12 protein-coding genes are annotated in these 14700 nt (G+C 73.0%); 10 read left to right on the forward strand and 2 right to left on the reverse strand.

Going from position 1 to position 14700, the window contains the following annotated elements; genetic code table 11:
- The first annotated feature begins 110 nt into the window (after positions 1-110).
- From O7595_RS25145 to O7595_RS25155, 3 genes are all read left to right on the forward strand, one after another.
- A complete protein-coding gene (locus O7595_RS25145; RefSeq protein ID WP_269730880.1) occupies positions 111-1139 on the forward strand; it encodes a C40 family peptidase in 1029 nt (342 codons plus the stop codon).
- 198 nt (positions 1140-1337) lie between these two features.
- Positions 1338-2366: a C40 family peptidase gene (locus tag O7595_RS25150; protein WP_269730881.1), complete on the forward strand. Its 1029-nt coding sequence runs from the start codon at positions 1338-1340 to the stop codon at positions 2364-2366.
- A 250-nt stretch (positions 2367-2616) separates the two neighbouring features.
- On the forward strand, positions 2617-3879 hold the full coding sequence (locus O7595_RS25155; RefSeq protein WP_443071721.1) for a hypothetical protein: 1263 nt from the start codon (positions 2617-2619) through the stop codon (positions 3877-3879).
- A gap of 241 nt (positions 3880-4120) precedes the next feature.
- Here the strand turns inward: O7595_RS25155 and O7595_RS25160 are convergent, their stop codons facing one another.
- Positions 4121-5404, reverse strand: a complete 1284-nt coding sequence (locus O7595_RS25160; RefSeq protein ID WP_443071858.1) for a glycosyltransferase 87 family protein — start codon at positions 5402-5404, stop codon at positions 4121-4123.
- A 134-nt stretch (positions 5405-5538) separates the two neighbouring features.
- Between O7595_RS25160 and O7595_RS25165 the strand changes: the two genes are divergently transcribed.
- Positions 5539-6681, forward strand: a complete 1143-nt coding sequence (locus tag O7595_RS25165) for a glycosyltransferase family 4 protein (RefSeq protein WP_269730883.1) — start codon at positions 5539-5541, stop codon at positions 6679-6681.
- A gap of 235 nt (positions 6682-6916) precedes the next feature.
- Positions 6917-8569 (forward strand): GMC oxidoreductase, encoded by a 1653-nt coding sequence (locus tag O7595_RS25170; protein ID WP_269730884.1) that lies wholly within the window; start codon positions 6917-6919, stop codon positions 8567-8569.
- Here the strand turns inward: O7595_RS25170 and O7595_RS25175 are convergent.
- The gene (locus O7595_RS25175) at positions 8557-10353 is read right to left on the reverse strand and encodes an AMP-dependent synthetase/ligase (RefSeq protein WP_269730885.1); all 1797 of its coding nucleotides are present in this window, start codon (positions 10351-10353) and stop codon (positions 8557-8559) included. The two genes, O7595_RS25170 and O7595_RS25175, sit on opposite strands and share 13 nt — an antisense overlap.
- Before the next feature lie 236 nt (positions 10354-10589).
- Between O7595_RS25175 and O7595_RS25180 the strand changes: the two genes are divergently transcribed.
- From O7595_RS25180 to O7595_RS25200, 5 genes are all read left to right on the forward strand, one after another.
- The gene (locus O7595_RS25180) at positions 10590-11351 is read left to right on the forward strand and encodes a metallophosphoesterase family protein (protein ID WP_269730886.1); all 762 of its coding nucleotides are present in this window, start codon (positions 10590-10592) and stop codon (positions 11349-11351) included.
- 64 nt (positions 11352-11415) lie between these two features.
- Positions 11416-11865: an SRPBCC family protein gene (locus tag O7595_RS25185; RefSeq protein ID WP_269730887.1), complete on the forward strand. Its 450-nt coding sequence runs from the start codon at positions 11416-11418 to the stop codon at positions 11863-11865.
- Between the two features lie 11 nt (positions 11866-11876).
- On the forward strand, positions 11877-13103 hold the full coding sequence (locus tag O7595_RS25190) for an ArsA family ATPase (protein WP_269730888.1): 1227 nt from the start codon (positions 11877-11879) through the stop codon (positions 13101-13103).
- 58 nt (positions 13104-13161) lie between these two features.
- On the forward strand, positions 13162-13617 hold the full coding sequence (locus tag O7595_RS25195; protein ID WP_269730889.1) for a DUF5304 domain-containing protein: 456 nt from the start codon (positions 13162-13164) through the stop codon (positions 13615-13617).
- 61 nt (positions 13618-13678) lie between these two features.
- The gene (locus tag O7595_RS25200) at positions 13679-14620 is read left to right on the forward strand and encodes an ROK family glucokinase (RefSeq protein WP_138055802.1); all 942 of its coding nucleotides are present in this window, start codon (positions 13679-13681) and stop codon (positions 14618-14620) included.
- Positions 14621-14700 lie beyond the last annotated feature (80 nt).

Raw genomic sequence — 14700 nt, forward strand, 5'->3', positions numbered from 1 at the left:
CCGATTTCGCGCAGTTCATCCCTTTTTCGTGGGGGATCGAGTGTGCGCGGAGCCGGGGATCCAACCCCCACGGCCCGGCAGGCGGCTCGAGGAAGAAGGAGCTCGCCTTCGTGGCGTCCCACCGTCGTCCCAAGCAGCCGAGCCGCACCCGTGTGACCGTGCTCACCGCGACCGCCGCCGCGGCCGTCGCCCTCACCTCCCAGGCCGCCCAGGCCGCTCCGGCCAAGCCGAGCAAGGACGAGGTCAAGGCCAAGGTCGACGCCCTCTACCACGAGGCGGAGAAGGCCACCGAGGACCACAGCCTGGCCAAGGAGCAGCAGACCAAGCTCCAGAAGGAGATCGACGCGATCCAGGACCGCGTCGCCCGTGGCCAGGACGAGCTCAACACCATGCGGGACAAGCTGGGTTCGGTGGCCAGCGCCCAGTACCGCTCCGGTGGCATAGACCCGTCCGTCCAGCTCTTCCTCTCCGGCGACCCGGACACGTACCTGGTCAAGGCGTCCGCGATGGACCAGCTCGGCGCCAAGCAGGCGACCGCGCTCGAGGACATCCAGTCGAAGCAGCGGGACCTCGCCCAGCAGCGCGCCGAGGCCACCCGCAAGCTCGGTGACCTCCAGGACGTCCGCAAGACGCTCGGCGAGAAGAAGGCCAAGATCCAGGGCAAGCTCTCCGAGGCCCAGAAGCTCCTCAACACCCTGACCGCCGCCGAGCGGGCGAAGATGCAGGAGGAGGAGCAGCGCGCCAGCCGTGCCGCCGGCGAGCGGGTGAACCTCGGCAACGAGGTGCCGGCCTCCCAGCGCGGTGCCGCCGCGCTGAACGCCGCCGCCACCCAGCTCGGCAAGCCGTACGTCTCCGGCGCCGAGGGCCCCAACTCCTACGACTGCTCCGGGCTGACCCAGTGGGCTTACCGCCAGGCAGGCGTGAGCCTCACCCGGACCACCTACACCCAGCAGAACGACGGTGTGAAGATCGGCCGCAGCCAGCTCAAGCCGGGCGACCTGGTCTTCTTCAACAGCCTTTCGCACGTGGGTCTGTACGCGGGCAACAACCAGATCCTGCACGCCCCGAAGCCAGGCACCGTCGTCCGCTACGAGTCCATGGACTACATGGGCACCTTCCAGTTCGGCGTCCGGATCTGACGCTCCTCCAACCGGCGCCCAATCGGGCGAATCACGGTATGTGCCGCTGACGGTGCGCCCCGCCGGTGACCTGTGGTCTCCCACGGGGCGTCACTGTACGTGCCCGACGCGGCTTTTGGCCGTCCGCTCTCCCCGCCGTTACTGTCTGCCGCGCAGCAGCCGCTCAGGCTGCGTCCAGCGGAAGGGAGTACGGCTCCTGTGGCGTCCCATCGCCGACCCTCGGTATCCGGTTTCGACCGGGGTGCCCGGGTCACCCTCCTTTCAGCCGCGGCGGCCACCGCCGCGGCCGCGCTCGGTACCGCACCGGCCGGAGCCGACCCGTCCGGCGGCCCCGCCGCCACCCGCGCCGAGGTCGACCGGCTGTACGAACAGGCCGAGAAGGCGACGGAGCGGTACAACCAGGCGGGCGAGCGCGCCGACGAGCTGCGCGCCCAGGTGGCCCGGGCCCAGGACCGGGCGGCCCACGGCCAGGAGGCCGTCAACCGGATGCGGGACGCGCTCGGTTCCGTGGCCGGTGCCCAGTACCGGTCGGGCGGGGTGGATCCCGCGCTCGCCCTGCTGCTCTCCGGCGATCCCGACACGTACCTCGACCGGGCGGCGGTGCTGGACCGGCTCGGCGACCGGGAGGCGACCGTACTGAGCGACCTCCGGCGGGCACAGCGGCGGCTCGGCCAGGAGCGCTCCGAAGCCGCCCGGACACTGGCCGAACTGGAACGGACCAGGACCGCCCTGGCCCGGCACAAGCGGACCGTCGAGGCCAAGCTCGCGACGGCCGAGCGGCTGCTGGCCTCGCTGCCGGCCTCGGAACGTGCGGCCTACGACCGGGCGTCGCGCTCCGGCCGCGGTGTCCCCGACCTGTCGGGCCGCGTGAGCCCCTCGTCCGCGCGAGCGGGCGCGGCCGTGGCGGCCGCGCAGAGCGCCGTCGGCAGACCGTACGTCTGGGGTGCCAACGGCCCGAACGGCTTCGACTGCTCCGGCCTGACCCAGTGGTCCTACGCCCAGGCCGGCGTCGGGCTGCCCCGCACCTCCCAGGCGCAGCGGTACGCGGGGCAGCAGGTCCCGCTGTCCCAGGCGAGACCCGGTGACCTGGTCACGTACCGCTCGGACGCCAGTCACGTGGCCATGTACGTCGGCAACGGGCAGGTCGTCCACGCGCCCTACCCCGGGGCGGCGGTGCGCTACGACCCGGTGGGAATGATGCCGATCGCCTCGGTGACCCGGCCATGAGCGGGGCGGGTCCCGCGTCCGGGCCCGTGACGGGATCGGTCCTGAACCTGTTCCGAGCCGGTCCGGACGATCGCCCTCCGAGCCCGCGCGCGTTCCGGGCCGGTCCGGACGATTGCCTTCCGAGCCCGCGCGTTCCGGTCCGGGCCGTGGGCCGATCGCCCCGCGCCCCCGCGCCTCGTCCGGGGCGTGCCTCCTCCCCAAGGGCGTCCGCCGGGTCCGGGTGCCCGTCGGCTCGCCTACGATCGGCAGGGTGGCCGGTCAGGGGTTCTTCGGGTGGACGGCGGGACGGCGGCGCGGGGCGGCGCTCGTCCTGACCGGGCTCGTCCTGGCCGGGTCCCTGCTGACGGGCGGCTGCGCCGACGCACCCCGGCGGGACACCACCGGCCAGGAGGTCCAGCGCACGCTCGACGCCCGCGCCGCCGCGGTGCTCCGCCACGACGAGGCGGGGTATCTGGCGGCCCTCGACCCCTCCGCCCGGCAGCTGAAGGCGGCCGGGCGCACGGAGTTCGCGAACCTCGCCGAGGTGCCGCTGAGCTCCTGGGAGTACCGGCTCACCGGAGTACGGCGGTCCGGCGACGACCGGGCCACGGCCGACGCCGAGCTGCGCTACCGGCTCGACGGGTACGACACCTCTCCCGTGACCGCAGAGCGCCGTCTGGAACTGGCCGAGCGGGACGGCCGCTGGTACATCACCGCCGACCGCCCCGGCCGCGGCGGCGGGCAGCAGCTGTGGCAGCAGGGCGACATCGAGGTGGTGCGCGGCACCCACAGCCTGGTGCTCGGCGTCGGTCAGGAGCCGGCGCGGCTCCGGCGGATCGCGGCGGACGCCGACCGGGCCGTCCCCGCCGTCACGACCGCGTGGGGCGGGGCCTGGGCGGGACGGGTGGTGGTCGTGGTGCCCGCCTCCCTGGACGCCATGGGGCGTCTGCTGGGCGCCCCCGCGGAGGAGTACCGGGGCATCGCGGCGGTCACCACGGGCAGCGCGGCCGCCCCCGGCAGGGGCGGTGGACCGGCGTCCGCGGACCGGGTGACCGTCAACCCCGAGGCGTACGGAGTGCTCGGCGACCTCGGTCGGCGTGTCGTCCTCACCCACGAGACCGCGCACGTGGCCACCCGTGCGCACACCTCGGCCGCCACCCCGCTCTGGCTCTCCGAGGGCTTCGCCGACTGGGCCGCCTACCGCGGCGACGGACGCGACCCCCGTCGGGCGGCACCGGAACTGCGGCGAGCGGTCCTCCGCGGCGATCTCCCCGCCGCCCTCCCCACCGACGGCGACTTCCGCTTCGGGGGCGACGCACGGGCGCTGGGGCGGGCGTACGAGGGCGGCTGGCTGGCCTGCGCGCTGATCGCCGACCGTTGGGGCGAGGAGCGGCTGCGCGCGTTCTACCGGGCGGTGGGTGCCTCGGGGGCGCGCGACGGGGCGGTGGAGTCCGCCTTCGACAAGGTGCTGGGCACGAGCCTCGAACGCTTCACGAGGGACTGGCGGGAGTACGTGGGCGAGCGGCTCGGGTGAGGCGTGCGGCGCGCGGGCCCGGGGCGGTGGCGCGTCCCCGGCGGGTCGGGTGCCGGCAGGGCGTCCGGATGTGGCGGGGCGGGTCGGGTCCCGGCAGGGCGTCCGGCGAGCAGCTGTCCGAAGTCCGCTCCCGCCCTCGCCGAGCGGTGCGGGTTCGCCCCCGTCGGGCCGTGCGTGTTCGCACCGTCCGTGCGTGCCGCCCCCGCCGAGCCGTGGTGCCCGCACCGCGTCACGCACCGCGTCAGGACCCCACCGAAGCACTGTCGCGGTCGGACCGAGCCGGGAGCTCCCGCCGGCCGCGCCGCCGACGCGGTGTGACGGTGCTCGTCCAGAGGCGGCGGCAGGCCAGTAGCGTCGCCGCGACCAGGAGGCCGTTGCGGGCCGCGAGGACCGCGATCCCCTGGGGGTCGCTCGCGACCACCTTGTCGAACCAGACCGGGAACTCCAGGAAGGTGAGCCCCGTGGCGACCAGCACCAGCAGGCTCGGCAGGGTCATCCGGCTCGACCGGAAGGCGAGACAGACCGCGGCCAGCCCGAGCAGCCAGATCAGGTACTGGGGGCTGATCACCCGGCTCGTGGTCGTGAAGAGGAGCACGGCCGTGAACGCCGCGTCCGCCGGGGTCGCGGTGGAGAACTCCGACGCCCGCAGCCGCCACACCGCCAGCCAGCCGAAGGCCGCGGCCGTGAGGCCCAGCGCCACGCCGCTGACCAGGGGGACGTACGGGCCGAGGAACTCCACCGAACCGTAGTTCAGCAGGACCTGTCCCTCCCAGCCGAAGTGCCGTGCCACGTGGAAGACCAGCGCGCCCAGCGATTCGACCTCGGTGCCCCGGTCCCGCTGGAAGCCGAGGAACGCCAGGGCCCCGGGCATCGACGCGGAGAGGACCAGCAGCAGGGACGCGGCCGTGACCGTCGCGGCGCCCCAGGCCCGTCTCTGCCACAGCCCGGCCAGCAGCAGCAGCGGCCACACCTTCAGCATGGCGCCGAACCCGGCCAGCGCACCGGCGACCCCGGGCCGGCGGGCGGCGGCGAAGAGCGCGGCGACCGCGACCGCGGTCACCATCAGGTCGTAGCGGGCGTACGCCGTCGGACCCAGCAGCGGCACTCCGGCGATCCAGAACCACATCCCCCTCGTCGACCTCCCGGGCCGCCGCCCCGCGTACTGCAGCAGCCCGAGGACCGCCGCGTCGCAGACCAGTGCCAGCACGAAGAAGGCGCGTGCGTAGTCCAGGAACGGAAGCACGCCGGGGGAGAGGATCGCCAGCGCGGCCGCGGGCGGGTACTGCCAGGTGACGTCGTCCAGCGGGTACGTGCCGGTCCTCAGCACCTCGTACCAGCCCTGGTAGATCACCGCGACGTCGCTGGTCACGTCGGGACCCCGGACGGGGAGGACCTTCAGCACCCAGAGCAGCAGCAGTGCCCTGGTGAGGGCGAAGGCCGCGGCGGCCGAGGCCACGGAGAACCCGGACGCCGAAGGTCTCCCCGCGGTGCCGCCCGCCGTGGCGGAACGCCCTGTGCCCTTCATGATCACCCCGTGCCGCTCGATCGGTCCCGTGCCCTGCGCGCCGCCCCGCCGCCGTGCCGGCCCGGCTGTCATGATGCCGGTCGCGCCGGTCCGCCCGCGATGGGACATGGCCGCCGTTGGTACTGTCGGCGGCGATGGACAAGACCCTGATCGTGACCAACGACTTCCCACCGCGCCCCGGTGGCATCCAGGCGTTCCTCCACAACATGGCGCTGCGCCTGGACCCCGAACATATCGTCGTCTACGCCTCCACCTGGAAGCACGGTCGCGAGGGGGCGGAGGCGACGGCCGCGTTCGACGCCGAGCAGCCGTTCACGGTGGTCCGCGACCGGACGACGATGCTGCTGCCCACCCCGCGCGTCACCCGGCGCGCGGTGGGGCTGCTGCGGGAGCACGGGTGCACGTCGGTGTGGTTCGGTGCCGCCGCCCCGCTCGGGCTGATGGCTCCCGCGCTGCGGCGGGCGGGTGCGCGGCGTCTCGTGGCGACGACGCACGGCCACGAGGCGGGGTGGGCCCAGCTGCCCGTATCCCGGCAGCTGCTGCGCCGGATCGGCGAGGGCACGGACACGATCACCTACCTCGGCGAGTACACGCGCTCGCGGATCGCCGCCGCGCTGACGCCCGAGGCGGCCGGGCGGATGGTGCAACTGCCGCCGGGCGTCGACGAGAAGACCTTCCATCCCGGCTCGGGCGGCGAGGCGGTGCGCGAACGGCTCGGGCTCACCGACCGCCCGGTGGTCGTCTGCGTCTCCCGGCTGGTGCCGCGCAAGGGCCAGGACACCCTGATCCGGGCCATGCCCGCGATCCTCGCGCAGGTGCCGGACGCGGTGCTGCTGATCGTCGGCGGCGGGCCCTACGAGAAGGACCTGCGGAAGCTCGCCGGGACCACGGGCGTGGCGGCCTCCGTCCGCTTCACCGGGGCGGTCCCCTGGGAGGAACTGCCCGCGCACCACGGCGCCGGTGACGTCTTCGCGATGCCGTGCCGCACACGCCGCGGCGGGCTGGACGTCGAAGGCCTGGGCATCGTCTATCTGGAGGCGTCGGCGACGGGCCTCCCGGTCGTCGCGGGCGACTCCGGCGGTGCGCCGGACGCGGTGCTCGACGGCGAGACGGGCTGGGTCGTGCGCGGTGGCTCACCGGAGGAGTCCGCGGACCGCATCGTCACCCTCCTCCAGGACCCCGACCTGCGCCGCCGCATGGGCGAGCGGGGTCGCGACTGGGTCGAGGAACGCTGGCGCTGGGACCTCCTGGCGGACCGTCTCAGGACGCTGCTGTAAGCCGGGCGATCCGGACGGACACCGCTCGTACGGCCGGCGGACATGCCCCGCGCTCCGGATCGATGTTGGCCTCGCGGCGGGGTCGTGGGGGCCCTGCCACCCCGGTCCGCCCGCGCGTCGCGTTCGGGTGTTCGCACGGTCCCGGCCACATCCACCCGCCCGCGGCGCGAACCGCACTCTTGCGCCGCGCCAGAAACCTCTGCGCAGCGGATAGGCGGAACCGAAAAATCCGCACATGCTGCGCACTATGACACCAAATCTGACGCGCCGTCACCTCTTGGGTCTCGGCGCCCTCCAGACCGCAGCCGCGCTCGGCCTCACCCGTATCGGCCCCGCGCCCACGGCCCACGCGGCGACCGTCCCGGCCGCCTCCCGGGCCGGAGCCGCCGACCACACGCCCGCCCTCGTCATCGGCTCCGGTTACGGCGCCGCCGTCACCGCCCTGCGCCTCGGCGAGGCCGGAATCCCCACCCTCGTCCTGGAGATGGGCCGGCTCTGGGACACCCCGGGCCCCGACGGAAAGCTCTTCTGCACCACCGGCGCCCCGGACCACCGCTCGATGTGGTTCCGCACCCGCACCGAGGCCCCGCTCGCCCAGTTCCTCTGGCTGGACGTCGTCAACAAGGACATCAGCCCCTATCCCGGCGTCCTCGACCGCGTGCGCTTCGACAGCATGTCCGTGTACGTGGGCCGCGGCGTCGGCGGGGGATCGCTCGTGAACGGCGGGATGGCCGTCGTCCCGCAGCGCGCGTACTTCTCCGAGATGCTGCCGAACGTCGACGCCGGGGCCATGTACGACCGGTACTTCCCGCTCGCCCGGCGGATGCTGGGCGTCAACACCGTCGACCCGGCGTGGTTCGAGTCCACCAAGTGGTACCGCTTCTCGCGGATCTCCCGCAAGCACGCCGCCAACGCCGGGCTGCGGACCGTGTTCGTGCCCAACGTCTACGACTTCGGGTACATGCAGCGCGAGGCCGCCGGCCAGGCGGTCCGCTCCGCGCTCGCCGGAGAGGTCATCTACGGCAACAACCACGGCAAGCGCAGCCTCGACAGGACCTATCTCGCCGCCGCGCTGGGAACCGGCAACGTCACCATCGAGACGATGCAACGGGCCCGCGCGCTGCGAAGACAGCCGGACGGCACGTACGTCGTCACCGCCGACCGCATCGACACGACCGGCGAGGTCGTCGCCACCCGCGACATCGGCTGCACCCGGCTGTTCCTGGGCGCCGGCAGCCTCGGCTCCACCGAACTCCTGCTGCGCGCCCGGGAGTCGGGCGCGCTGCCGGATCTCAGCGAGCACCTCGGCACCGGATGGGGAACCAACGGCAACGTCATGACGGCCCGGGCCAACCACCTCTGGGACACCGTCGGCGCCCACCAGGCGACCATGCCGGTGATGGGCATCGACGACTGGTCCAACACCGCCAACCCCGTCTTCGCCGAGATCGCCCCGCTGCCGATGGGTTTCGAGCACTGGATCAGCCTCTACCTGGCCATCACCAGGAACCCGGAGCGCGGCAGGCTCGTCTACGACGCCGGCACCGACGCGATGCGGCTCCTGTGGACCCCGGCACAGAGCAAGGTGTCCGTCGACTCCGCCAGGAAGCTGTTCGACCGCATCAACCTCAGGAACGCCACGATCTACCGGTACGACCTGTTCGGCGGAAACAAGACCTTCGCCGACGACTTCACCTACCACCCGCTCGGCGGGTGTGTGCTCGGCCGGGCCACCGACGACCACGGCCGGGTCAGGGGCGCTCCCGGGGTGTACGTCACCGACGGAGCCCTCGTGCCGGGCTCCATCGGTGTCAACCCGTTCCTCACGATCACCGCGCTCGCCGAGCGCAACATCGAGCGGGTCCTCGCCGAGGACTACGCCCGGTAGATCGCCTCGATCTCGTCCGCGAAGTCCTTGGCCACCACGTTCCGCTTCAGCTTCAGCGACGGCGTGATGTGGCCGGCCTCCTCAGTGAACTGGGAGCTGAGAACCCTGAATTTCCGCACCGATTCAGCCTTGGAAACCGCGGCGTTGCCCTCGTCCACCGCCCGCTGGATCTCCGCCAGCAAATCCGCGTCCTCGCGCAGCGAGGCGGCCGTCGAACCGGCCGGCTTGCCGTTGTCGGAGACCCAGCGGGCCAGGAACTCCTCGTCGATGGTGACCAGCGCGCCCACGAACGGCCGCCCGTCGCCCACGACCATGCACTCCGCGACCAGCGCGTGCGCGCGGATGCGGTCCTCGATGACCGCCGGTGCGACGTTCTTGCCGCCCGCCGTCACCAGGATCTCCTTCTTCCGGCCCGTGATCGCGAGGTAGCCGTCCTCGTCGAGGGTGCCGATGTCACCGGTGTGGAACCAGCCGTCGGCCAGCGCCTCCGCCGTCGCCGTCTCGTTGTTCCAGTAGCCCGTGAAGATGTGCTCGCCGTGCAGCAGCACCTCGCCGTCGTCGGCGATCCGCACCACCGAACCCGGCAGCGGCTGCCCGACCGTACCGATCTTCTGGCGGTCCCAGGGGTTGAACGCCGTCGCCGCACAGGACTCCGTGAGGCCGTAGCCCTCCAGCACCGTGAAGCCGATGCCGCGGAAGAAGTGCCCGAGCCGCTCGCCCAGCGGGGCGCCGCCGGAGACCGCGAACTCGCCGCGCCCGCCGAGCACCGCACGCAGCTTGCCGAAGACGAGCTTGTCGAACACCTTGTGCTTGATCTTCAGCCCCAGCGGCGCGCCCTGCGGGGTGCCGATCGCGCGGCTGTACTCGATGGCCGTCGCCGCGGCCTTGTCGAAGATCTTGCCCTTGCCGTCCGCCTGCGCCTTGGCCCGCGCCGAGTTGTAGACCTTCTCGAAGACCCGCGGCACACCGAGGATCAGCGTCGGGCGGAACGAGGCGAGCTCGTCGGTGAGGTCCTTGATGTCCGGTACGCAGCCGAGCTTGATGGGCGCCATCACCGACGCGACCTCGACCATGCGCCCGAAGACGTGCGCGGCGGGGAGGAAGAGCAGGACCGAGCTGTCACCGGTGCGGAACAGCGGCTTCAGGCGCTCGACCAGGTTGCCGCACTCCGCGAAGAACGCGCGGTGGGTGAGCACACAGCCCTTGGGGCGGCCCGTGGTTCCCGAGGTGTAGACGATGGTCGCCGGGTCGTCGGCCTTGGCGGACGCGCTGCGCTCGTCGACCGTCCCGTCGGGGATCTCCGCCCCGGCCTCGGTGAGCTGTGCGACCGCGCCGCCCTCGATCCGCCACACGTGCCGCAGCGCCGGCAGGGCGACGCGCACCGACTCGACGGCCGCGGCGTGCTCCTCGCTCTCGACGATCGCGGCGACGGCGCCGGAGTCCCCGAGGATCCACTGCACCTGCTCCGGCGAGCTGGTCTCGTACACCGGGACGGTCACACCGCCGGCGCTCCAGATCGCGAAGTCGAGCTGCACCCACTCGTAGCGGGTCCGCGACATCAGGGCGACCCGGTCGCCGGGCTGCACACCCGCGGCGATCAGGCCCTTCGCGGCGGCCCGCACCTCGGCGAGGAACTGCGCGGCGGTGACATCGGTCCAGGTCCCGGCGACCTTTCTGCCCATGACCGCGACCTCGGGGTGCTGCGTCGCATTGCGGCGGATGAGATCCGTCAGATTGCCGTCCGTCGGGACCTCGTACAGGGCCGGAAGGCTGAACTCACGCAAGACTGCTGCTCCTCATCGGGCGCCGGCGCCACGGCTCTGTGTGAACGCACCGGGGACTGCCCGGACGTTACCCATCAGTACTCAGCTCCGGATAGGGGTCCCGGCCAGATGTTCCCTGCGTCACACCTGTGTGCCGCACCACCGCGAACACTATTCCACCAGCCGGACGACTCGGAAGTAACCGCAGGTCCGGTGCCCTCTACTGGGAATCGGGCGACCACTCTAGGGTGATCGGCATGCGAGTCCATGTGGTCAGTGACGTGCACGGCAACGCGAGGGATCTGGCCAGGGCCGGAACCGGCGCCGACGCCCTGATCTGCCTCGGCGACCTGGTGCTCTTCCTCGACTACGCCGACCACTCGCGCGGCATCTTCCCCGATCTCTTCGGGGTCGAGAACGCGGACAGGATCGTCGAGCTGCGCACGGCGCGGCGCTTCGAGGAAGCCCGCGAGTTCGGCCGCCGCCTCTGGGCGGGCCTCGACCGGGACGCCGTGATCCTCGCGGCGGTGCGCAGGCAGTACAGCGAGCTGTTCGCCGCGTTCCCCACTCCGACGTACGCCACCTACGGCAACGTCGACGTCCCGGCCCTCTGGCCGGAGTACGCGCGCCCGGGCACCACCGTGCTCGACGGTGAGCGGGTCGAGCTGGACGGGCTCGTGTTCGGCTTCGTCGGCGGCGGGCTGCGGTCCCCCATGCGCACCCCCTTCGAGATCTCCGACGAGGAGTACGCGGCCAAGGTCGAGGCGCTCGGCGAGGTCGACGTCCTGTGCTCGCACATCCCGCCGGAGGTGCCGGAACTGACGTACGACACGGTCGCCCGCCGCTTCGAGCGCGGCAGCTCGGCCCTGCTCGACGCCATCCGCCGGACCCGGCCCCGGTACTCCCTCTTCGGGCATGTGCACCAGCCGCTGGCACGGCGCATGCGGATCGGCGCGACCGAGTGCGTGAACGTCGGGCACTTCGCGGCGACGGGGCGGCCGTGGGCCCTGGAATGGTGACTGCCCGGGGCGCGATACATTGCACACCGCAACCCGTCCGGCGTTCACTGGAGGAGCCACGGCGATGGCGGAACACACCAGCTCGAGCATCACCATCGACGCGTCCCCGGCCGACGTGATGGGGGTGATCTCCGACTTCGCGCGCTACCCGGAGTGGACCGGCGAGGTGAAGGAGACGGAGGTCCTGGAGAAGGACGACCAGGGCCGTGCGCTCCAGGTCCGGCTGGTCCTCGACGCCGGCGCCATCAAGGACGACCACGTCCTCGCCTACACCTGGACCGGGGACGACAAGGTCTCCTGGACGCTGGTCAAGTCCCAGATGCTGCGCGCGCTGGACGGCTCGTACGCGCTGAAGCCGGTCGCCGGCGGGGAGCGGACCGAGGTCACGTACCAGCTGACCGTCGACGTCAAGATCCCCATGCTCGGGATGATCAAGCGCAAGGCGGAGAAGGTCATCATCGACCGCGCCCTGGCCGGTCTGAAGAAGCGCGTCGAGTCCGCTCCGAAGGGCTGAAGCCGCCCTCCATGCGCACCGTTTTCGTCACCGGCACCGGCGGGGCCGGCCGGAGCACCGTCGCGTCCGCACTCGCCCTTGCCGGGGCACGGCGGGGCGAACGGGTCCTGCTGCTCTCCGACGAGCCCTCCGGGGCGCTGACCGGCACGGGGCCCGCAGTCGCCGGGCCGGACTCCTCGGGATCGGGCTCCGCAGCCACAGGTGCCGCCGGGCCGGACGCCCCGGTGCCCGGCCCCACCGTCGTCCGCGTCGACTCGGGCACCGACTTCCGCCACGAGTTCCTCACCTTCCAGGAGCGGGCCGGGGCGGCGCTCGACCTGCTCGGGGCCGCACCCTTCGAGGACGGTGAGCTGACGGAGCTCCCGGGCAGCGAACAGTTCGCGCTGCTGCGCGCCCTCAGGCACGCCGCCGGGAACGGCCACGACCTGCTGGTCGTCGACCTTCCGCCGGTGCGCCGGGCCGTCGCCCTGCTCGCCCTGCCCGAGCAGCTGCGCCGCTACCTCCGTCGGCTGATCCCGGCGGAGCGCCAGGCCGCCCGCTCGCTGCGCCCCGTGCTCGCCCAGCTCGCGGGCGTGCCGATGCCCGCGCAGTGGCTCTTCGAGACGGCCGCCCGGTGGGACGAGGAGCTGGCCGCCGTCCAGGCCCTGGTCGAGAGCCCCGACGCCTCGGTCCGCCTGGTCGCCGAACCCGGCCCCGAGGCCGCGGACCACGCCCTGCGCACGGCCCGGCTCGGCCTCGCCCTGCACGGGCCGGCCCCGGACATGGTGATCGCGAACCGGATCGTCCCGGTCGGGTCGTCCGACCCCTTCCTCGGTGCCCTCTCGGGGCGCCAGCAGAGCGCGCTCAAGGGCTGGCGCGAGGAGTTCGGCGCCCTACCGGTCCGGGAGGTGCCGCACGCCGGCCGTGACCCCCGGCAGCCCGGCGAGCTCGCGCAGCTGCTCGACGGGCCCGCCGGCAGCACCGCCGGACCCGTCCCCGGGAACCCCTGGACGGTGGAGGACCGCCGGGCGGAGGACGGTGTGCTCGTCTGGCGGCTGCCGCTGCCGGGAGCCACCAAGGGCCGCCTCCAGCTGGTCCGCAGGGACGACGAACTCTTCCTGACCGTGGGCGCGTTCCGCCGCGTCCTGCTCCTGCCGTCCGTGCTGCGCCGCTGCACCGTCAGCGGTGCCGCGCTCCGGGACGGCGAGCTCCGCATACGCTTCGAGCCCGACCCGGGACTCTGGCCGCGGGGTCGCTGAACGGTTGCCCCCCGTTCGGGTACCGTCGACCTACGAGGCACTTTCCGAGGAGTACGCCATGAGCGATGCCACCGAACGTCCCGCCGTCGACGCCGACGCCTGGGCGACGGCGTGCGCCGAGGACCTGGAGGAGGAGCGGGCCCGCCGCAGCGAGCGGTACGGGCAGCAGGCCACCGGTACCGCGGGCGAGGAGCTGCGCAAGCTGCTGGACGCGGTCGCGGACAAGATGTCGTCGCTGCAGAACCCGCTGCTCGGCCTCGCCGGGCAGGGGGCCGTGCAGCAGCTGATCAGCCAGGCGAAGTCGGCCGTCGAGCCGGTCATCGAGCGCAACCCGCAGGTCTTCGACCATCTCGCCGCCGCGGGCAACGAGCTGCTGGCCGCCTACCGCTCCGCCGTGGAAGGCCATGAGCGCCGCTGGACCCGGGACGAGCCGTCCGCAGGGGCGGACGGCACGGCCCGCCGGGACCGGCCGGACGAGGGCCCCGGCCCGAGCGAGAAGATCGACCTGGACTGAGGCAGGGGCTCCCTCCGGTACGGTTGGCCATAGCGGGGCTCGACCGAAAACTGAGGGACACATGGGACTCACCATCGGCGTCGACATCGGCGGCACCAAGATCGCGGCCGGCGTGGTCGACGAAGAGGGCACCATCCTTGAGACGCACACGGTGCCCACTCCGCCGACCGCCGAAGGCATCGTGGATGCGATCTGCTCGGCCGTCACCGGAGCCGGTAAGGGGCACGACATCGAGGCGGTCGGCATCGGCGCCGCCGGCTACGTCGACGACAAGCGTGCCACCGTCCTCTTCGCACCGAACATCCAGTGGCGGCACGAGCCGCTGAAGGACAAGGTGGAGCAGCGCGTGAGCCTGCCGGTGGTCGTGGAGAACGACGCCAACGCGGCGGCCTGGGGCGAGTACCGGTTCGGCGCGGGCCAGGGACACAACGACGTCATCTGCATCACGCTCGGCACGGGCCTCGGCGGCGGCATCATCATCGGCAACAAGCTGCGCCGTGGCCGCTTCGGCGTCGCGGCGGAGTTCGGCCACATCCGGGTCGTCCCCGACGGCCTGCTGTGCGGCTGCGGCAGCCAGGGCTGCTGGGAGCAGTACGCGTCCGGGCGCGCGCTCGTCCGCTACGCGCGCCAGCGTGCGGCGGCGACCCCGGAGAACGCGGCGATCCTGCTCGGTCTCGGCGACGGCACCCCCGAGGGCATCGAGGGCAGGCACGTCAGCGAGGCGGCGCGACAGGGCGACAAGGTCGCCGTCGACTCCTTCCGCGAGCTGGCCCGCTGGGCCGGCGCGGGCCTGGCCGACCTGGCCTCGCTGTTCGACCCCTCGGCGTTCATCGTCGGCGGCGGCGTGTCGGACGAGGGGGAGCTGGTGCTCGACCCGATCCGCAAGTCCTTCCGGCGGTGGCTGATCGGCGGACAGTGGCGCCCGCACGCCCAGGTACTCGCGGCCCAACTCGGCAACAAGGCGGGCCTCGTCGGCGCGGCGGACCTCGCCCGCCAGGGCTGACGCCCACCCTTCCGGCGCCTGCCGTCCCTCCGGGCGGCAGGCGCCCGATCCGTCGCTCCCCGGGACCGCGGTGACGGGAC

Origin of the sequence: Streptomyces sp. WMMC940, from assembly GCF_027460265.1 — a bacterium.
In the GTDB taxonomy this organism is placed as follows: Bacteria; Actinomycetota; Actinomycetes; order Streptomycetales; family Streptomycetaceae; genus Streptomyces.